General features: G+C 56.2%; 14 protein-coding genes and 2 pseudogenes. 6 read left to right on the top strand and 10 right to left on the bottom strand.

What is annotated here, in order from left to right; translation table 11 throughout:
• Positions 1–14 precede the first annotated feature (14 nt).
• The gene (dmeF, locus tag DM374_RS15765; RefSeq protein WP_110970702.1) at positions 15–944 is read left to right on the top strand and encodes a CDF family Co(II)/Ni(II) efflux transporter DmeF; all 930 of its coding nucleotides are present in this window, start codon (positions 15–17) and stop codon (positions 942–944) included.
• Here dmeF and DM374_RS15760 read toward each other — a convergent pair whose 3' ends face one another.
• The 3 genes from DM374_RS15760 to DM374_RS15750 all read right to left on the bottom strand — a co-directional run bounded on the left by DM374_RS15760 (position 945) and on the right by DM374_RS15750 (position 5,072).
• Positions 945–3,476, bottom strand: a complete 2,532-nt coding sequence (locus DM374_RS15760; protein WP_110970701.1) for a TonB-dependent siderophore receptor — start codon at positions 3,474–3,476, stop codon at positions 945–947.
• A 109-nt stretch (positions 3,477–3,585) separates the two neighbouring features.
• Positions 3,586–4,566, bottom strand: a complete 981-nt coding sequence (locus tag DM374_RS15755) for a DUF4880 domain-containing protein (protein WP_110970700.1) — start codon at positions 4,564–4,566, stop codon at positions 3,586–3,588.
• Positions 4,563–5,072, bottom strand: a complete 510-nt coding sequence (locus DM374_RS15750) for a sigma-70 family RNA polymerase sigma factor (protein ID WP_110970699.1) — start codon at positions 5,070–5,072, stop codon at positions 4,563–4,565. The genes DM374_RS15755 and DM374_RS15750 overlap by 4 nt, the downstream gene beginning before the upstream one ends.
• Positions 5,073–5,257: 185 nt before the next feature.
• Here DM374_RS15750 and DM374_RS15745 point away from each other — a divergent pair.
• A pseudogene (locus DM374_RS15745) lies at positions 5,258–6,109 on the top strand (YifB family Mg chelatase-like AAA ATPase); the annotation flags it as partial.
• Positions 6,110–6,612: 503 nt separating this feature from the next.
• Here DM374_RS15745 and DM374_RS15740 read toward each other — a convergent pair.
• The 6 genes from DM374_RS15740 to DM374_RS15710 all read right to left on the bottom strand — a co-directional run bounded on the left by DM374_RS15740 (position 6,613) and on the right by DM374_RS15710 (position 14,148).
• The gene (locus tag DM374_RS15740; protein WP_110970697.1) at positions 6,613–8,070 is read right to left on the bottom strand and encodes a hypothetical protein; all 1,458 of its coding nucleotides are present in this window, start codon (positions 8,068–8,070) and stop codon (positions 6,613–6,615) included.
• Positions 8,067–9,254 carry a caspase family protein gene (locus DM374_RS15735; protein WP_110970696.1) on the bottom strand — a complete coding sequence of 396 codons (1,188 nt, stop codon included), beginning with the start codon at positions 9,252–9,254 and terminating at the stop codon, positions 8,067–8,069. Before DM374_RS15735 ends, DM374_RS15740 begins: the two co-directional genes overlap by 4 nt.
• A 7-nt stretch (positions 9,255–9,261) precedes the next feature.
• Positions 9,262–10,434, bottom strand: a complete 1,173-nt coding sequence (locus DM374_RS15730) for a hypothetical protein (protein ID WP_110970695.1) — start codon at positions 10,432–10,434, stop codon at positions 9,262–9,264.
• A gap of 586 nt (positions 10,435–11,020) precedes the next feature.
• Positions 11,021–12,973, bottom strand: coding sequence for a tetratricopeptide repeat protein (locus tag DM374_RS33175; protein WP_157969707.1), 1,953 nt, complete (start codon positions 12,971–12,973; stop codon positions 11,021–11,023).
• Positions 12,974–12,977: 4 nt separating this feature from the next.
• Complete coding sequence (locus DM374_RS33170; protein WP_157969706.1) at positions 12,978–13,823, bottom strand: hypothetical protein; 846 nt, start codon at positions 13,821–13,823, stop codon at positions 12,978–12,980.
• Between the two features lie 4 nt (positions 13,824–13,827).
• Positions 13,828–14,148: a hypothetical protein gene (locus tag DM374_RS15710; protein WP_110970691.1), complete on the bottom strand. Its 321-nt coding sequence runs from the start codon at positions 14,146–14,148 to the stop codon at positions 13,828–13,830.
• A 184-nt stretch (positions 14,149–14,332) separates the two neighbouring features.
• Here DM374_RS15710 and DM374_RS15705 point away from each other — a divergent pair.
• The 4 genes and pseudogenes from DM374_RS15705 to DM374_RS15690 all read left to right on the top strand — a co-directional run.
• Positions 14,333–14,752 (top strand): annotated as a pseudogene (locus tag DM374_RS15705) (transposase); the annotation flags it as partial.
• 186 nt (positions 14,753–14,938) lie between these two features.
• Positions 14,939–16,129 (top strand): three-Cys-motif partner protein TcmP, encoded by a 1,191-nt coding sequence (gene tcmP, locus DM374_RS15700; RefSeq protein WP_110970690.1) that lies wholly within the window; start codon positions 14,939–14,941, stop codon positions 16,127–16,129.
• 231 nt (positions 16,130–16,360) lie between these two features.
• The gene (locus DM374_RS15695) at positions 16,361–17,104 is read left to right on the top strand and encodes a phage Gp37/Gp68 family protein (RefSeq protein WP_088852171.1); all 744 of its coding nucleotides are present in this window, start codon (positions 16,361–16,363) and stop codon (positions 17,102–17,104) included.
• A gap of 17 nt (positions 17,105–17,121) precedes the next feature.
• Positions 17,122–18,456: a three-Cys-motif partner protein TcmP gene (locus tag DM374_RS15690; protein WP_110970689.1), complete on the top strand. Its 1,335-nt coding sequence runs from the start codon at positions 17,122–17,124 to the stop codon at positions 18,454–18,456.
• 221 nt (positions 18,457–18,677) lie between these two features.
• Here the strand turns inward: DM374_RS15690 and DM374_RS15685 are convergent, their stop codons facing one another.
• Positions 18,678–19,082: an antitoxin Xre-like helix-turn-helix domain-containing protein gene (locus tag DM374_RS15685; RefSeq protein ID WP_110970775.1), complete on the bottom strand. Its 405-nt coding sequence runs from the start codon at positions 19,080–19,082 to the stop codon at positions 18,678–18,680.
• Positions 19,083–19,124: the final 42 nt, after the last annotated feature.

Raw genomic sequence — 19,124 nt, 5'->3', positions numbered from 1 at the left:
ACCGGGGAACCGCCATGAACCACAGCGCACCGCCCGCCCATGACCATGTCTTCCTCGGCTCGACCCACGATGAAAATGCCCGGCGCACCCTCTGTGTGGTGGTTCTCACCCTGGTGATGATGGTGGCCGAGATCGCCGCCGGTTACCTCACAGGCTCCATGGCCCTGCTCGCCGACGGCTTCCACATGGCGACCCATGCCGGCGCCCTCGGTATCGCCGCCGCGGCCTACGCCTACGCCCGCCGCCACGCTTCCAGCGGTCGCTACAGCTTCGGCACCGGCAAGGTCGGCGACCTCGGCGGCTTCGCCTCGGCGCTGATTCTCGGCATCGTCGCGTTGAGTGTTGGCATCGAATCGACGCTGCGCCTGTTCCAGCCCACTGAGGTGCAATTCGGCACCGCGACCCTGATTGCCGTAGTCGGGCTGATCGTCAACCTCATCAGCGCCCTGCTGCTGGGTCACGGTCACAGCCATGGCCCTCACCACGAACACGCGCATGACCACGATCACGACCATCACCACCACGGTCATGACAACAACCTGCGCTCGGCCTACCTGCACGTGATCGCCGACGCCCTCACCTCGGTGCTGGCTATCGCCGCACTGTTGGCCGGGCGTTATCTGGGCTGGGTGTGGCTGGACCCGGCGATGGGTATCGTCGGTGCGCTGGTGATCGCGCGCTGGTCGTGGAGCCTGATGAAAGTCACCGCCGGCGTGCTGCTGGACCAGACCGACGAGCACGTCGCCGAGGAAATCCGCGCGCTGGTGGAAAAGCCGGGGGATGCGCGGATCACCGACCTGCACGTCTGGCGGGTCGGGCCGCAGGCTCATGCGGCGATCGTCAGCGTGGTGGGTGCGGCCAGCGCGGACCTGGCGAGCATCCGGCAGCGCTTGCTGCCGGTGCATGAGGTGCGGCACCTGACCATCGAGGTGCAGCCGGGCTGATCAGTCGAAGGTGCCGCGCAGGGTCAGGGTGAAATTACGCGGCTCGCCGTAGTAGTTGCCGTACTCGGAGGTGCCGACGCTGGCGTAGTAGCGGCGGTCGAACAGGTTGTTGCCGTTGAGCGCCACAGTCCAGTGGTCATCGACCTTGTACTCCACCAGCGCGTCGTAGACGGCGTAGCCCGACTGGGTGAAATCGAAGTCGTGACTGTCGACGACATTGCCGCTCGTGTCGAAGCGGTAGGCGCTGCCTTCCACGTAGGTCGGGCTCTGCACAGTCACGCCGCCGCCGACGCGGAAGTCCGACAGGGCGTCCGGCAGGGTGTAGGCAGTCCACAGCTTGAACAGGTGCTTGGGCGTCACCGAGCTGTACAGCGTCTCTTCGGTATTGTTCTCGACACGGTTGAAGGTGTAGCCGGCGAGGATGTCCCAGCCTGGCATGATTTCGCCGGTGACTTCCAGGTCGAGGCCCTTGCTGACCACCTTGTCCTGCGCCAGGAAGCAGCACGAACCGCTGTAGCTGAAGAACGGCGAGGCGTACGCCGGGTCGGTTGCCGCCTGGTTCTCGCGGGTGGTGTAGAACAGTGCCGCACTCACATTCAGCGCACCGCCGAGCAGTTCACCCTTGATGCCGGTCTCGTAGGTCTTGCCGGTCATCGGCTCGATCGAGGTAGGCGACTCTTCCGGGCCTTTCCACTTCTGCGCCTGAGGCTTGAACACCTCGGAGTAACTGACGTAGGTGGACCACTGGTCATCCAGCGCGTAGATCAGGCCGCCGTAAGGCACGAGCGTGGTCGGCTCGCGATCAAAGACGCTGTCCTGTTGCTCCCACGGACCGACCCCGGACTGACTGGCCTTGGTGTTGTAGGCCTGCTCGAACTTGTAGCGCTGGGCGCGGGCACCCACGACCAGTTTCAGCGGGTCGGTCAGTTGCAGGCGCAGGGTCGAGTAGAGGCCATATTGCTCGCGGGTGTTGGGCGAGTAGTCGCGCCAGAAGTTGTGGTTCGACGCCTCGGTCGGCAGCGGCGTGGCTTGCGGGTCCCACAGATCGATCATGCCGCCCTTGCCCACCTTGCCCTGGGCGCTGCGCCAGCGGCTGGTGACTTTCTGGTAATCCGCGCCTACCAGCACTTCGTGGCGCCGGCCAAAGGCATCAAACCCACCGGACAGGTTCACGTCGAACACCGACTGCTGGCTCCAGCTCGACACATAGCTGCCCCACCAGTAGGGGCCGTTGTTGGTGTTTTCATCCACTGAACCGTAGGGAATCACGCCCTCGGTGGTCGCGCTGTTGTAGGAGTAGGTGTAACTGGTGTTGAGCTTCCAGTCCTCGTTGAAGTAGTGGTCGAGCTTGGCGAACCACTCACGGGTGTAGCTATCGGCCCAGGCACCCTGGGTGGAGTACCAGGTGTGTCGCGGCAGGTGCACGTCGCCGCCACTGCTGTAGCGCGGCAGGCCGTCGCCGGTGCCGTTTTCCTTGAGCTTGTCGTAGCTGCCACCGAAGGTGAGCATCGTGTCGTCGCTCAGGTCCGCTTCGAGGATGCCGTAGAGGAACGGCCGCTCGGTGCTGCGGTTGTCCATGAAGTACTGGCGGTCGTTGTACGCCGCCACCACGCGGCCGCGCAGCTTGCCGTCGAAGGCCAGCGGGCCGGTCAGGTCGACCTGGCCACGGTAGTTGTCCCAGGACCCTGCGGAGGTTTCGAGCTTGAGCTGGTAGTGGTCCAGCGGCCGCTTGCGCACCAGGTTGACGATCCCGCCGGGATCGCCGGTACCGCCCAGCAGGCCACTGGCGCCGCGCAGCACCTCGACGTGGTCGTAGGCCGCGAGGTCGTATTTGCGCTCGCTGTAGAAGGTGCCGATGCCCGAACCGATGTCCATCGGCGCGGCGCCGTCGATTTGCAGGTTGTCGATGGGGAAGCCACGGGAATAGTACTGCTGGGAGTTGTAGCTGCCGTTGCGCAAGGTGATGCCCGGCGCCATCTTCATCGCGTCCGGCAGGCTGGTCATCTGCTTGTCTTCGATCACCCGGCGGGTGACGACCGACACGGTCTGCGGCGTTTCCTTGAGGCTGACCGGGGTCTTCGAACCGACACTGACCAGGCCGGTGGTGAAGGACCTGGAGTTCTCGGTCATCTCACCCATACCCTGGCCGGAGATGCTGGTGGCACCCAGCTCCAGCGCGCCGCGTTCAGGACGGGGCACCAAACGGTAACCGGTCCCTTCACGGATGGCATCCAGCCGGGTCGCGCCGAGGATTTGCGCCAGGCCACCCTGCACCGAGTATTCGCCGTTCAGGCCATCGCTGTGCTGACCCGCGCTCAGCGCCGCGTCGACGCCAATCATCACGCCAGCCTGCTGGCCGAAAGCGCCGAGGACGCTGTCCAGGCTGCCAGCGGGAATGTGGTAGCTGCGGGTCTGCTGCTGCGAAGCGGCATCGCCGGACGCGGCGAGCAGCGGTTGGCTGGTGGCGGTCAAAGCCAGGCCCAGCAGCGCCAGGCGCAGGGCGCTGGCCAGAGGTGTGAGGCGCGTGTGCATGAAGACGATCCGAGTGTTGGAGGTTGGGAAATGGCGCTGTTTTCTCAGCGTTCTCCCTGTCTTGATGCGTGAACCGGGAAAAACTGCCGGGGCGTGATGAAAATCTTTCTCAAGCCGCCGTCACGTTGGTCCACAGACCCAACACGCGCTCCACACGGATCGGCAGCATCCGCGCCAGCAGGTCGAGGCTGGCGTCGGGATGATCCAGCGAATACGAGCCGGACACTTGCAGCCCCGCCACCTCCGGCGCGCAGCGCAGCACGCCGCGGCGGTAGCGGTCGAGGTGAGCGAGCAGCAGGCCCAGCGGCATGCGCTCGGCCACCAGCAAACCCTCGGTCCAGGCCAGGGACGCAGCGCTGGCCTTGTCCTGGGCCAACACGCGCTGATCGGCGAAGCTCAGTTGCTGGCCCGCGCTCACCACATGATTGTCGCCGTGGCGGAATTCAACCGACGCGCTGCCAGCGAACACTTGGACCAGGCTGCCAGTCATTCCCGGCAGATCGCGCGCGATGACCAGGCGGCTGGAGGCTGACGGACGTATCCAGCCCTCGGCGGTGCGGATCAGTACCGTCGCGCCCTCGCCCACGTTCAACAACACCCGCCCGACATTCAGCGCCAACTCGACGCCCGCCACCGACGGCTGCAGATCCAGCGCGGTGCGGGCGTCCAGTTGCGACTGCACGCCTGCGGCCAGTTGCACCCGCTGACGCTGGCCGGTGCCGGTGCGGTAGTCACTGAACAGCTCAGGCAGCAAGGTCCGCTCGCGCACGCTGACACCTGCCGCCGCCAGTACCGCAAACCCCGCAAAGCCCTTGAGCAACGTGCGCCGCGAACTGCCGGCGCGGGTGCGCAACAGGCTGCGGGCGTTGCTTGCCGGGACCGTCTGCGTGGTGCCGCGCAGATCATGGTTGATCCCCACCAGCCGCTGCCAGGCGCGCTCATGCTCACTGTTCTGCAAGCGCCAGTCGTCACAGGCCTGCCGATCACCGTCGCTGCTCACGCCGGATTGCAATAGCACCATCCAGTGCAGCGCCTGCTCCAGCACCTGCTCGTCGAGGGGTTGACGGTCCCGCGGCTGGAACAGCTTCATTCCTCGTAGACCGCCGCGTAGCACAGCCGGTACGCCTTGAGCATGGCCTTCTGCACCACATTGACGCTGACGCCGACCTGCTCGGCGATCTGTGGATAAGTCATCCCGTCGAGCTGCGACAGCAAGAAAATCTCCCGCACCTTGGCGCCCAGACCGTCCAGCACCCGACCCACCGAATCGAGGGTTTCCAGCACCAGCAGGCGGGTTTCCGGCGACGGCGCGAGCAGCGGGTCCATCGCCGCCAGCGACTCCAGATAGGCATTCTCCAGCGCCCGACGGCGGAAAAACTCCAGGCACAGGCGGCTGGCGACCGTGGCGAGATAAGCCCGTGGCTCGCGCAAAGACGGCAGCGCCTCCTGGCGCATCAGGCGGATGAACGTGTCCTGCGCCAGGTCCTGGGCCTGCTGGTGATTACCCAGCTTGCGCCGCAGCAACTGCACGATCCAACTGTGGTGGGCCACGTAGAGTTCGCCGACGGCGTGATGGGGCGAGGTAGAAGGAAGCATGCGGGTGATTCCATACCGACCAGGGTTGAAGGGCGTTTATGGTAATGCTTCTTATTAAATATTTTCGAGAACTATCTGATCGTCATCCGTAACACCCGGATTCACTCTGCCGCCGTCACCTCGCGGACCCGCCACTATCCTTGCAAAGCCGCACGACGCGGCCCCGCAATGATCATGGAGCGTTCATGTCCCTCGCCCTTGTCCACAGCCGCGCCCAGGTCGGCGTGCTGGCCCCGCCTGTCATCATCGAAGCCCACCTCGCCAATGGTTTACCGACCCTGACGCTGGTCGGTCTGCCTGAAGCCACGGTCAAGGAAAGCAAGGACCGGGTGCGCAGTGCGATTCTCAACTCCAAGCTGGAATTTCCGGCACGGCGGATCACCCTCAACCTGGCACCGGCGGATTTGCCCAAGGATGGCGGCCGCTTCGATCTGGCGATTGCCCTGGGGCTGCTCGCCGCCAATGGGCAATTCCCACTGGCGGCGCTGGACAGGGTGGAATGCCTGGGCGAGCTGGCGTTGTCCGGTGCGGTGCGTCCGGTGCAGGGCGTGCTGCCGGCCGCCCTTGCCGCCCGCGAAGCCGGGCGCGCGCTGGTGGTGCCGAAGGAAAATGCCGAAGAAGCGTGCATGGCGTCGGGGCTGGTGGTGTATGCGGCGGGGCATCTGCTGGAACTGGTCGGGCATTTCAGCGGGCAGCAACCGATGGAACCCTACAAGGCCAACGGCTTGCTCATGCAGCCCCGCCCCTACCCGGACCTGAGCGAAGTGCAGGGCCAGCTTGCCGCCAAACGCGCGCTGCTGGTGGCGGCTGCGGGGGCTCACAATCTACTTTTTACCGGCCCGCCTGGCACCGGCAAGACACTGCTCGCCAGCCGCCTGCCCGGCCTGTTGCCGCCACTGGATGAGCGCGAGGCGCTGGAAGTCGCGGCGATTCAGTCAGTGGCAAGCTCCAAGCCGCTGGACTGCTGGCCGCAACGACCGTTTCGTCACCCTCACCATTCGGCTTCCGGGCCTGCGTTGGTCGGTGGTGGTTGTAGGTTTTCGAAATAAATGCGAATTTTTCGAAATTGATGCGACTGACTCACTCGCTCTGAACGCCTCATAGCTAGGGGTTCGGAATATCAGGTCGCTCATCCGAAGCTTCAAACCCGCGCTTCAAAGCGTCTGCTTTCGGGCCGGTAATGTTCTAGCCCAGGCCTCATCGTGAGCTTGAAAAGGTTTTTTAACCTAGGCAATCTTCAAGGTGCCCTTACCGAAAAACCAACATGGAAGCATTCCTCTCCAGTTACGCCAACACAATCACCATCACGAGCATCCTCATCACCCTTCTCTGCACCTACGTCGCCCTCATTCAGCCGCCTCGCTAACGGTGAATCCGGATAAGAGGCTGCCGTCTCTCGCCAGGTTAGACAGACACCCTAGGGATCCATGGGGCAACCGCGTTTCAGATTTCGGGTTGCCCCATGCGTCGTAAAAACCGGTGCTGAGCTTATGTTTTCGCTAACCCTATTCAATCGTCTATATGGCACTTTGAAAGCCGCTCAGCTCGGAATCTTGCCAAGCAGGAATTCATTCTCATGGAGCTGAGGAAGCTTGGCTTTTTGGGGCGCGCCAGAGGATGTCTTGACGGCGCGGGGGGGAGACATCTTGCCTCCGTCGCTGCGCAACCTCTGCGGTCGAGGTTCCAGCCTTACTATTTCCCTGACAATGTAGGATTCTGGCTCAAAGTGAGGAATTTGGTCGGCCACATCTAACCAGAAATGTTCCTTTGGTTCGTGCTTAGGCAAAGCGGCTTTCACCACAGGAGAGAGCTTTCGGCGTCGCGGTGCGTGAGGCATACCCACCCACAGTACGGTACTGGGCATCTCAGGCTGTCTACCATGGAAGCTAGTGGCTGCGCCCGTCCAGGATCTGGCGCTTGCGATGGCTTGTATCTGCTCAAATATCTCATCGTGCAGGGAGCCGAATTCTGCACGCAGAACAATTGCCGCCTCTTGCAGGAGGGCAATTCCTTCTTTGTAGACTGGCCATCCTTGAGTGAGTGAAGCGACTAAGAGTTGAATAGGCTCCTCTTTAGCGGGAGTAACGGCGGCACCTTCGCGCAATAAGCGCACGCAGTACAACAAATGAGTGTCGGGCATCCAGCCGAAATAGCGCGACAAGTTCCGGAACCATTCCAGCGGAATCTGCTGCCAATCACCTCGCCGCAAAAGGTAGTAAGCACCAGCTACTGCAGAAACAGGATCTTCAAACTTCTCCGCGAACAAATAATGTGCCGAATGCACAAGCGTGTCCGCAGCACGCATTGAATCTCGAGCGAGAAATTCGAGCAAAGTTTCGGCAGCGGGACGGAAGCTAGTCACAACGACTGTAAGTGAGTCACCGCGGGTGTCGCGGGTGTCCTTGGGGGTCAAGAGCACGCGTGCACGGCCGCCCCCAGGAAGGGAGACAAAGCGCCATGGTACATTGGAGCCGCCCACGTGTAGCAGCCAAGCAGCGCTATCGAGCGTCAAATCAATTTGCCATGCTGCGCCGTTGCGGTAAGTCTCGTCTGGACGCAGCGGCACTTGGCTCCAAGTCCCGTTATCATTACGCCATAGGCGGAGCCAGACCCTCTGGAAGCGATCCAAATCGAGATCCAGATCATCATGTGCAGTGGCTAGAGGTGTGCGCACACCAAGCCGAGGGATCGCCCAAGCAGACCATACAGCCTGCGAAATGCTGTCGTCGCTGAAGGTCCATTCAGCAACAGACTTGTTGCCCAAAAGAACACGCTGAGTTTCGGTACGCCCAGACGGCCAAGTTAGACGCACAAATGCTTGGGAAGTACCTGCCGGTAGACACAGCAAGGCCGGCTCGCCAAGGCGGGCAGCGCCCTCGGCAAGGATGGCGCCTTGACCATCCAGTGCTTTAACAGGCAATGCCAGATTCTCGTTAGGCTGATAGTCTCGGCCCGCGCTGGCAGACGTGTAATCGAGATGAACGGTCAGCTTGCTCATGGGATTGACTGCAAAGTGAGAGGGTAGATTGGGGGAACCAGTTCTTCATCAAGGTGCACAATGGCGGGCAAGCGGCCCTCCGGATCGAGCGCGCCGACTTCATAGAACCCCCGCGGCACCTCGACCTTGTACACATCGTCCAAACCTTTTTCTGCGATACGATCCCCCTTGGACGACACAAGGTAGCGCTCGTACAAGGCACGGCTCTGCCTGGGGCTCAGGTCGAGCCAAACCTTAACTTTGGGCACAACGGCAATGCGCAGCAGCGGGACAGAGCTGCCTAGCACCATCTGCTCACTCACCTGATTACTTTCGCTAGCTGAAGCAGGGCAGTTCAGGGCTTCATATTCCAGCAGCTGTCGGATTGCGGTTGCGATGCTTTCCCCGTCCACATTCCAGGTGGCGGCCCCGGGCGTTTTAACGCCGCAATAGCCCGACAAGGCGTAGATAAGTGCGGTAGTGAAACGCGAGACAGAGCCACCCTTGGGTGCATACGCGAATGCGCCTTCACCGGTGGCGAAGACGGCGGTGACCGAGCGACGGATGACCTTCTTCTTCAGGTTCAATGCATACAAAGCTGTCGGATCAGCGCCTAGCGTCATAGCTATTTCGCGCGATATTTCACGGCAGGCATCAATGAAGTAGTAGACCGCTCCTGGCACCACACGCTCTATGGCTCGAATTGTGGTGGAGATATCGAAAGCCTCACTCCAGGGCAAAGCGCTGCTCTTACCAAAATCTTCCGCCAACAAGTAATGGTCGGCAGCAGTAAGACCGTGGCCGCAGAAATAAAAAACGCCGATGTTTTCAGGGTTTCCCTGAAGTCGCTTAATCCAAGACTCGAATGCTTGCTGAATATTCTCACGCGTAGCCGGCGCCAATGCCACGGGCCCCTGACACAGATTGACTTTCACCGGCTGGGGGGCTGAAGCCAAAGCCTCGATGGATGCAAGCGGGACCCTAGAGTTTTGCAGCCCCGTTGTACCTGGAGGCGCACCTGGCGGGAGAAACCATTCAAGTAAAGCCTTGAGTGAAACAGGCGGCGACTCCAGTTGCTGGAGTCCCAAGGGCTCATCCGCCAATGTGCCATCACCGCCAAGCAGATACGGATAACGGCCTACGCCGATCGCGAGGACGTGGGTGCCCGGCTGGCCGGCAATTGCGGCGTCGTACAGTAGTGTCATGCCGGCTTTACCCTTGGGCTAGTCGCTTAGCTAAACGCTTATAGAAACTTGGACGAAGGAAGTAGCCGCCATGCGCGCCGAAGGAGCTGTAGCCCGTGTCATAGTGGAAGTCTGCGACACCGGTCATGACAGGTTCCAATTGGTAGCTAAGCACATCGTTGGTATCGAAAACGTTCAACCAACGTTTGATATTGGTGGGGCGAGCCAGACGCCCATTGGGTGGGTCGGGCGGGAGGTTCTCGGCACTTGCCATGTATAACTTCATTTCCTCGAACAGCCCCACCTGCGAACCGACGGTAATCAAGCAGTCTACTTCGATATTAGGGTCGAAATGGGTGAGGATGTCATAGATGATTTCTCCGCCGAAGCTGTGGGCTATTACGATCAGCTTGTTGTCTTGAGCCGAGCGCGCAGCATCTGCCTTACGAAGATCTTCTAAAACCGTGGCTACGATAGGGCCTGGAACCTGCGTTGATCCGCGATGCGCCAGGTAGGTGAAGGCATCACCAGCGAACCGAGTAACTGTAGCGTTAAGCTTCTTTCGCATAAGACGCCCGGCGGAGCCTGCGAGGGCGTCTGGTCCTGCATTTGCCAGCCGTGACAGCCCCTCTTTGAGCAAATCGACGATGCCGCCACGGCCAAAAGTCTCTTGCTCACTGGTTTGAGTAGCGTACTCCAGTTGGTCCACGAAGTTACTTTCGCTCGCGGTGCCTACCCAGTCGGGCAGAGGGTTAACCGCGGCGTACTCGGCGCTCAACACGTAGGCACAAGCTAGCTTGCGCGCATCCTCGTCGCTTGTAACACCAGCGACTGCGGCCGCATATAGTATATCGACGACCGCCGATAAGTTGCCTTGGGCATCAGCGACGATGTTACCGGTGATCTCTGGGGACTCTGCAACCAAACCTGCGACTCGGCCCTGCGCCGCCCCCTCCAGGGTGTCACTTGATACGGCTCCGAATGACTCGAACTTGTCATCGGGGTTAGGCAGCACGGCCATTTGCCATGCGAACTGACCGCCGTACTTACCCCAGTAGGGGCTGAAAATTTGGATGGCGTCCGGCTTCAGCCCTAGGGAAGGAGCGACGATCTCGCGCAGCAAACCATTACGACCAATTTCATTCTCTCGATAGGCACCGCCATCGCGGTTGTTTACGCCGTGGACGAACACGAGGGGCATAGCTCATCTCCATATGATTATTGTCGTAATGTCAGGCTAGGGAACTGACAACGCTTATAGCCTTCCATGTAGCAGATTGCCATAGCTCTGGACGACTGGGCACTCCACGCACTGGGCAGGTCTGACGATACGACCATGAACTGAACCTTCAGCCCACGCTGCGCCTTCGACTCCACCTCGTTGAGATCATGCTGGGAGACCGAAATCCACTCCTCAAGTGATGTACGCATCAGGCGGCGGAGCGAACCAACCACAAAACGTCGCTGAGAATCACTCGCTCATCGGTTAGTGAGCTGCTCGTGCTGCGACGCGCGTTGAAGAGATCCACTCCCAGCCGGCGTGGCAAATTTCGCAGGCGGCTGGGCATGGGAGAGTTCTGCGCTAAAAAGACCAGAACGCTAAAAGGTGTGGGGTGTGAGCGGGATTTCAGAGGTTTTATACAGAGCCTATGTAGCAAAACTTCTACTAGACTCTGCCACTACTTGACACTGAACATTAATTCTGGCACTGCAGAGTCGCGCTAGTATTATGTGACAAGCCCGATAATAAAGGTATTTCTCCATAATCACGGAGTTGCGTATAAACCTCAACGCCCCCTAATTTTCTCCAAAAATTTAGCTGGCTCGTCAAAATTAGAACCGGACAGTTCATTGGCAAGCCCAGCGACATCAAGCGCCCTCGTACGATCTTCCGGGTCAGATGACGCATACAACACCACTGATAGATTGTACATAAGAATTGGATTACTCGACTCGCGCGTGGCTTGCTCAGCAAACTCTATCGCTATTTTGTGCATACCCGCACGAGAGAGTGCCAGACCGTACCAGCTTTTAGCCCACCGATTAGATGGATCCTCCATGATGGACTCTAAAAAATACTTTTGAGTCACCTCAAAATCCATATCAAGCACATCCATAACATGTGCCAACGTCGCCAAAATCCAAGAATCTTTAGGAGAAAATTCTAGAGCTCGACTCAATGGCTCCAATGCCAATTCAGGGCGCCCTGCTTTTTCGTAGCTCAACCCTATGAATTTGTAACACTTGAGCAACTCTTTATCTTTTTGAGCATACTCTAGTGCAGAAAGAGCCAGCGTCACGCCTTGAAGCCAATACTTTTTTGGCTTACAACTCAACGCTAAATTCATGAAGAATTTATACCAGAAAGTTTTCCTTGCCGGGTCCGTTTCAGCTTTTTCCAGGCGCGCCAAAGTATTTTTTATTTTGCATACAAACTTATCTACCTTCTCTAAATCTATAGCTGAGCAAAACTGCGGCGGCATTTCTAAAATTTTATTAGCATCTGAAAGGGCTGCAACCAAATTGCCCAATCCATAATGCACACGGGCACGTGTAAAGTAAATAATCGCACGGTCTGTCGGATTCGAATATTCGCATGCTAAGTCAAGATCATCCGCAGCACCTTTATAGTCACCAAGATCCAAGTGCACAGCAGCTCTTGTATTTAGCGCCATAGCCAACTGCCCAAAAGAGGACACTTGAACGGCACGATCAATAGCTTTTAGCGCCTCATATGACTCACCAATCTCTCGCATCAAAGCAGCTTTCTGAATGAGAACGGTACCCAGCTCACGGTCCGCTATTGATTCCGCCTCACGAAGATAAGCCAATGCTTTATCAGAATTTTTTAATTCGCGTTCAATCAAAGCCATTCGCGTGAGCAGGCTGGCTTTCCAATCCCCATCACACATCAAAACCGCTCGCTGAAGATCGGAGAGAGCACCTGGTAGGTTTCCAGTCCGGTGCAGTGTCATAGAACGGGAATTCAGACACCAAATTAGCTTTACACGCTCACCAAGCAACTCAAAAAGAGCAACCGCTTTATTAAGATGCTGCAACGCTAGCACCAGATCATCCCAAACCGTCTCTATAACCCCCGCAAGTTGTGACGCCCACGCAACTAAAACATTACGCTGACTACAGGAAGATACTTTAACTAAGTCTGGATACGCTTGTGCATAGTCGTGACCGCGATATGCAGATAGAGCACGCAAGAATACAGGCTCAATGGCCCCAACCGGAAGAATGCCAGCCTCTTGTTGCTCTCGCGAAAGTGCACTAGCAAGCCAAAGTTCACCGTTATCGGTGGCACCTGCAGCTTTAGCATACTCCCTCAAGGCTTTTTTTGACCATCCCAATGCGCCACTATGATACGCCATGCCTGCATGCGTAAAAAGATAACTCGGTATCAGATCAGCCTCCGACTGATAACTCCCCTTTTTGCTAATACCAAGTAAAAAACGATGAATGTCTGCTTGCGCTCTAGATTGATCCCTAGCATTTTTTAGAATTGCACTTCTCATGTCATCCGAAAAACACCACTCATTGTTTCGAGGAATAACGTAATCCGCACAATGCAACAACTGCAGAAATCTTTCCGCTTCAAGACCTGAGATTCCTCGCCTCTCAAGGATTAGCTTTGCTACATGATCAGTGAGGCTCTCAAGCACGCTCAGCGCCTCTACAGCACGAAGCACTTTTACAGGCATATCCTTCTTTAAATCAGAATAACGTTGCATGATATTAGCGACCTTGCATTAAAGTAATGAATGAAATAAGGTCATTATGAAGCGCACTAACATCGTTCACATGCCCATACACATACCCCAAAGCCTGATCATTACCACGGACACTATCCTGACCCGGAAGAATCTCTTTAATCATATTAGCTATATCATCTATCGCATGCTCAGCAGAGCTTTCATCCAAAGAGGATTGCAATATTACTTCAGAGTCTGCAGCACACTCGTCTAGGTTTTTTGCATAATCATTGCTTGACTCGTCAAGCAATCTAACAAGCAACAATCCTTTGGATGTTAACCATGATAGCTGAGGCCATAAGGTGGCCCAAAAATCCTGCTGTTCTTCCGAGGTTCCGGCGACCAAAACGAGCATAAATCGACTTGTACTTAGATAATCGCTCAAGGACGCTGATAAAGATGCGACCCAATCGTGAGACTCCGCACACATCATCGGTGCAACATCGATATTTATATTAGCCTCAATAGTCTGGTTACCACCTGCGGTATTCTGCGAAAGAATCTGAGCATTTCCTGGCAAAGCTACGGGGGAGGAAGATTGCGTAGGTGTTCGCCCTAACTTCCTATCAAACTCGCCACGAATACCAGAAAGATATCTAACTTTATAGTTCCGAGGATCGAGCCGAATCGATGTTCCGACAGGCTTTTCGATATCAACTTCATCGCCTCGAGACTCGAACGTAGCTGTCAATATCTCTAGAAAGGCGTTGGCGCCACAACGTGATCCATTATAGCGTACGTTTACAACACCACCATCGCCATCCAAATACTCTTTGAAAACGACGAACTGACGCCTCCAGTCAATGTGACGCCCCCTGAACTGTCGCATTTTTCTACCCAATCTTAATTTTTTGGTTACCGCCGGACTTGTTAGAGCTCCCAATATTTACATTTGAAGAAAGTTCTTTTGTTCTCTCGATCTCTATCTCTTGGTCACCTTCGGCTTCGTTGAAAGAGCCAATTCCCTGCTTTGCTGCCGCTGGCTTCTTCGCCGCTCTATGCTCAAGCAGGACAGCTCCTAGAAAAAAAGCTATGAAAGCAGCTGCTATAGAGCCTGCGTACGCCCATCCGGTTAGGGTGTTCCAATGGTTAACTGCAGCCATCACAAGTCCACCACATACCCCGGTAAGCAATCTACCGATCACTGAGTTCATTTTTATTCCTGAATATAAAAAATAAATATGTAACATACCGACTTTGCTGGCGACTAGCCATCGTTTCTCTCATCGTGCCCCTGAGAATGCCTGCTAGGCTCTGTAGGAAGCCCCTTGAAATCCCGCCAATGCCCCAGCCAGCCTGAGTTTTCGTAGAGCCTTGCCCTTTTTCACGCAGGACTCTGTGACGGCCAAGCGGCGATATGAAATTTCCGATGCGGACTGGGAGTTGGTTTCGGACCTTCGCAATTCGCCCCGCCGCACGGGACGTCCGCGCGCTGATGATCGATTGATGCTCAATGGCGTTTCTGGGTGCCTTGCTCGGGCGCAGCCTGGCGGGACATGCCTGAGCGATACGGACCTTGGTCTACGGTTTACAGCGGTTTCGAGATTGGCGAAATCAGGGCACATTCACCAAGATGCTCACGCGGATGCAAACTCAACGAGCATGGGCTAATCGATCTGGATACCTGGTGTATTGACCCAACGGCAGTCGGTCAAAGCAACCCGGGCGGCCTCTGGAGCAGGTCAAAAAAGGGGGGCGGAAGAACCGGCGGACCACGCGCTCTGCCCTGCACTCGCCGCTTGTAGTCTGCAGTGCCACGCTTGCGGTTGTGCCCCTCGGGCAACGGACGACCAGTCCAACGACCTCGACTGTCCTCCCACTGCGGTGCAGGATTCAGCCATAGCAACCTGACCCTCGCTAAGATACCGTATTGCCACTACGACATGCTCAACACGATTAGCCGAGCAGCCAAACGCGTCAGAGATGGGTCAACAAGGAAGTAATATGTCTTTTATACCAATGGAATATCAGGGTAGAGAACAGGCGTACGTAAAGCACGCCATTCTGAGAACTTACTTGCAGCGGCTGTTCATGATCATTGGCCGCAGTGAGAAGGTGATCAACTACGTTGACTGCTTCGCCGGTCCCTGGTCGGAAGAGTCTGATGACTTGCGCGACACCTCAATTGGCATCTCGTTGAGCCTTATGAAGGATTGCGCGAAATCGCTTGAAGAGCGGCATGGCGCAAAGGTGAAATTCCGCGCCCTGTATATCGAGAAAAACGACGACGCTTTTGCGAAGCTTCAGAGCTTTCTTTCCCACAATACGGACAGTGGCGTAGACGCCAGCTGCATCCACGGCGACTACACGACAAAAATCGACGAGATCGCAAACTGGGCCAAACTTGGGTTCACCTTTTTCTTCATTGATCCCAAGGGCTGGCGAAAGGTCATCAACGCGCCGATACTGGCGCCGCTGTTGGCGTTGAACAAAGCCGAGTTTCTCATCAACCTGATGTACGACTTCCTCAACCGAGCGATGTCGATGACAGCCCAGCAATCGAACGTTGAAGAGCTGCTTGGTAAGCCAATCACGTTTACGGGCAAAGAGTCGGCACACGAGCGGCAGAACATCATTGTTTCCCAGTACCGCCAGGTGGTGGGAGATCTGTACAACGGCAGAACTGCGTACGTCACCGTTGAGCGGCCTGGCATGGACCGCGTCCTGTACTTCCTAATCTACCTCACGCGACATCCCATGGGGCTCATCGTCTTCAAGGATGCCGCCGAGCAAATGGACATGGTCCAGCGTGTCAGTCAGTTCGAGACCAAGCTCCGACAGCAATCGAGCAGAAGACTTCCTGTTAATGACCTATTCTCCTCACCTGAGGATCAGCCCGAGCCAGTCAACGTTCGGGACAACAGAATGCTCGCCAGAAAGTATTTGCTGACACGTCTCTCCGCCACACCATTGCTGTTGGATAACGATTGTTGGGCAAACTTCCTTGAGGAATCAGACCTCTATCCGACGGACCTGCAACTCGCATTCAAAGAACTGGCTAAAGAAGGGAAAATCACAAACCTGGATGCGGATGTTCGTAAGCGGACAAAAAATCCAGTAAAGCCTCACTGGCCAAGAAAAAGTGAACGCTGGATGCTCTGCGCAGAATCACTTTCGACAAAAGAGACTTGCTAGTTTCTACCGACAACCCAAAAACCAGCCAACGTGAAGAAAGTTTGAATACACTAAGAAACTACTAGCCAAATAATATATTAAGCAACTCTTATTTGACTGGGATTATCGGGCAAATGTGTTATGCTTATAACTTGGCAGGGCCACGGACAGAAATGCCAAACACCAAGGTGATAGTCATTTGAGTCGCGCCCGGTTTACATGAGCATCGTGCACGACAGGAGTTACAGTGCAATGAGTACCCAGACGAGCATAGAATGGACCGAAATGACTTGGAACCCCATAGTTGGGTGCACCAAGGTATCGCCCGGCTGCAAGCATTGCTATGCCGAGAACATGGCGCACCGACTGCAGGCCATGGGCACTCCAGGTTATGAGAATGGTTTCAAGCTAAGTCTGCGCCCGGAGAAACTGCGCGAACCACTTCAGCGCAAGAAACCGACTATTTATTTTGTAAACTCCATGTCGGATCTATTTCACGAAAAAGTCCCGGATCATTACATCGATCAAGTTTTTGACGTCATTCGTGAGGCAACGCAACACACCTTTCAAATCCTGACCAAGCGTGCAGAACGGTTGGCTGACTACTTCAGCAAGCGCGTTCCACCTACCAACGCCTGGCTTGGCGTATCGGTCGAAGACAAGGCCTATGGCGTTCCCCGTATCGACTGCTTGCGCCGTGTGAATGCAACAATCCGCTTCCTCTCGGCGGAGCCCCTTCTGGAAGACCTCGGTGAAATAGACTTGACCGATATCCACTGGGTAATTGTTGGAGGTGAGTCGGGTGCGAAAGCGCGTCCCATGCAGCAGGAATGGGTCGACAACATTCATCGCCAGTGCGATATCTCCGGCTCCGCATTCTTCTTCAAGCAATGGGGCGGCTGGGGTGCGGATGGCGTCAAGCGCTCTAAAAAAGCAAACGGGCGGCTGCTGAACGGCCAGACCTGGGATGAGATACCTCTGTTGAATTTAGCCTGAGTTAAAGGATTTACCGGATGGCCAAGGATGAAAAGTATAAATGGAATATTTCCACCCGGACATATCCTCAGATTGACCCTCATAGCAAGATCAAACACAAGATCATTCAAGACTATATCCGCTCCTACATAACGGTCGTGATGAGCAACCAGATGATTCCACGAATCGGAATCAGCATCATCGATGGGTTCTGCGGCGGGGGTATTTACAAGGACGATGATGGTGTTGGCGTCCATTATGGATCGCCGATCATCGCATTGGAAACTGTGCGTGAGACGGTCGCGGAAATCAACATCCAGAGAAAGCAAAACCGCGAAGTAATCGCTAAATACTACTTTGTGGACATCAAAAAGGACAACATCAACTACCTGACCGCCGTGCTTAACGCGAAAGGATATTCGCACTTAATTGACAAGGACGTGTTTCCGATAAAGTCACGGTTCACAAATGCTCTCCCTACGCTGATAAGTCAGATCAAGAAGTTAAAATTTTCGCAACGCGCACTTTTTTTGTTGGACCAATACGCTTACAAAGATGTTCCCTTCTCCAGCATCCGCACCATCTTTCAGGAAGTGAAAAACGCTGAGGTGTTGCTGACGTTCAACGTTGACAGCCTGATTGACTATCTTTCCGAACGCGAGGAAAACCGTAAGGCGCTCCAGAACATCGACCTTGAAAAATACATTCCGTGGGCAAAGCTCCGTTCCTTCAAGGCCACTAGGCCCCATGAATGGCAGCACATCATTCAGCGCTTTCTGGCAGAGGGCATACTGAAAGAAAGCGGCGCAGATTTCATGACGGTATTTTTCATAACGCCGTTTGGCGCTAACCCTCGCACCTACTGGTTCATTCATCTCGCCAAGAGCTATCGCGCCAACGCCGTGATGAAGGAAATCCACTGGAAGTACGGCAACCACTTTTCGCACGCAATGACGCCCGCGCTGTTCGTGGGCTACGACACCAAGCGCGATATACAGGTGACCGATCAGCAAAACCTCGGTTTCGGTGAAGAGCACTTCTTCGATAGCGTCACCGGAAAACGCATCGAGACCGAACTCTCCGAATTGCTGCCCAGACAGATCTACCAAGAGCCTGTACAGACGTTCGAGGACATGATGAAGAGCATGGCCAACGGCACGATGGCCAACGAAAGCATCGTTCGCGAGGCCCTCCACATGCCAATTCTGTGCAAGGACATCGAGGTTTACGACAAGGACAGTGGCACCAAGCGCCGCAAGGGCAGCAGCATCAAGCCTTCAGATATCCTGATGCCGGCGGCGCAGCGGACAATGTTTTTCTTGCCTCCGATCTCAATGGTCCAGAAAGGAAAGGCGGGGCTCGGAGACGAGTGATTACCGGTAAAAACGCCAGATCAATGCGATCAGAACAGGGACTCATTCCAATGCCAACCAAGCCGGAGCGGTTACACCGCCTTGCCCACCCATAGATACCGGTGCCGAGAGACAAAAAATACCCCATGAACGACGATCTGGGCGAGCTGAACTGTGGAATTTCAGAGGACTGTCGTACCTACGCCGATGCGGGGACCGCAGAAAATGGAGACTCTGCAGCGCTAGCTTGATCCCTGCACCACGCCGATCCGCGGTAACTGATCAATACGCTTGTAGGTCTCATAGAGCGAGATCATGTCGCCTTGCGCCATGATCTCCAAGGGAGAGCGCCCCCCGAAGAAGTCATTCTCGTTTCTGAACCTAGGGAATCCTTTGACGTTAGCATGATTGGCAAACGTGGTCCGCAACGATGCGTGGATGCCGAGTACCAGGCCTATACGCTGTTGCTGATCTTGATCGAGCCTTCGGCCAGCACCGCAGTCTCGAGAAGCTCGACGGTATGTAGAGTGAGATATGCGCAGGATTCTGCAGGCTTGGGCCGGGGAGGCCTGCCAGCCGGCGATGATGCGCAGCGCCACTTTCAAACCTACCGACGACTGCTCCTGGTTGAAACGCCCGCTGCCCATAATGCTGCCTACTCCTACCGCCATCAGGTAATGTACCTCTGA

Origin of the sequence: Pseudomonas huaxiensis, from assembly GCF_003231275.1 — a bacterium.
GTDB lineage: Bacteria > Pseudomonadota > Gammaproteobacteria > Pseudomonadales > Pseudomonadaceae > Aquipseudomonas > Aquipseudomonas huaxiensis.
This window is presented reverse-complemented; position numbering and strand designations above follow the sequence as displayed.

Coding starts and splice junctions, on each gene's coding strand:
- DM374_RS15735 (WP_110970696.1), bottom strand. CDS start 9,254: ATGACACTACTGTACGACGCCGCAATTGCCGGCCAGCCGGGCACCCAC.
- DM374_RS33170 (WP_157969706.1), bottom strand. CDS start 13,823: ATGCGACAGTTCAGGGGGCGTCACATTGACTGGAGGCGTCAGTTCGTC.
- DM374_RS15695 (WP_088852171.1), top strand. CDS start 16,361: ATGAGTACCCAGACGAGCATAGAATGGACCGAAATGACTTGGAACCCC.
- DM374_RS15685 (WP_110970775.1), bottom strand. CDS start 19,082: ATGGGCAGCGGGCGTTTCAACCAGGAGCAGTCGTCGGTAGGTTTGAAA.
- DM374_RS15750 (WP_110970699.1), bottom strand. CDS start 5,072: ATGCTTCCTTCTACCTCGCCCCATCACGCCGTCGGCGAACTCTACGTG.
- DM374_RS33175 (WP_157969707.1), bottom strand. CDS start 12,973: ATGCAACGTTATTCTGATTTAAAGAAGGATATGCCTGTAAAAGTGCTT.
- DM374_RS15740 (WP_110970697.1), bottom strand. CDS start 8,070: ATGAGCAAGCTGACCGTTCATCTCGATTACACGTCTGCCAGCGCGGGC.
- dmeF (WP_110970702.1), top strand. CDS start 15: ATGAACCACAGCGCACCGCCCGCCCATGACCATGTCTTCCTCGGCTCG.
- DM374_RS15755 (WP_110970700.1), bottom strand. CDS start 4,566: ATGAAGCTGTTCCAGCCGCGGGACCGTCAACCCCTCGACGAGCAGGTG.
- DM374_RS15710 (WP_110970691.1), bottom strand. CDS start 14,148: ATGAACTCAGTGATCGGTAGATTGCTTACCGGGGTATGTGGTGGACTT.
- tcmP (WP_110970690.1), top strand. CDS start 14,939: ATGTCTTTTATACCAATGGAATATCAGGGTAGAGAACAGGCGTACGTA.
- DM374_RS15730 (WP_110970695.1), bottom strand. CDS start 10,434: ATGCCCCTCGTGTTCGTCCACGGCGTAAACAACCGCGATGGCGGTGCC.
- DM374_RS15690 (WP_110970689.1), top strand. CDS start 17,122: ATGGCCAAGGATGAAAAGTATAAATGGAATATTTCCACCCGGACATAT.
- DM374_RS15760 (WP_110970701.1), bottom strand. CDS start 3,476: ATGCACACGCGCCTCACACCTCTGGCCAGCGCCCTGCGCCTGGCGCTG.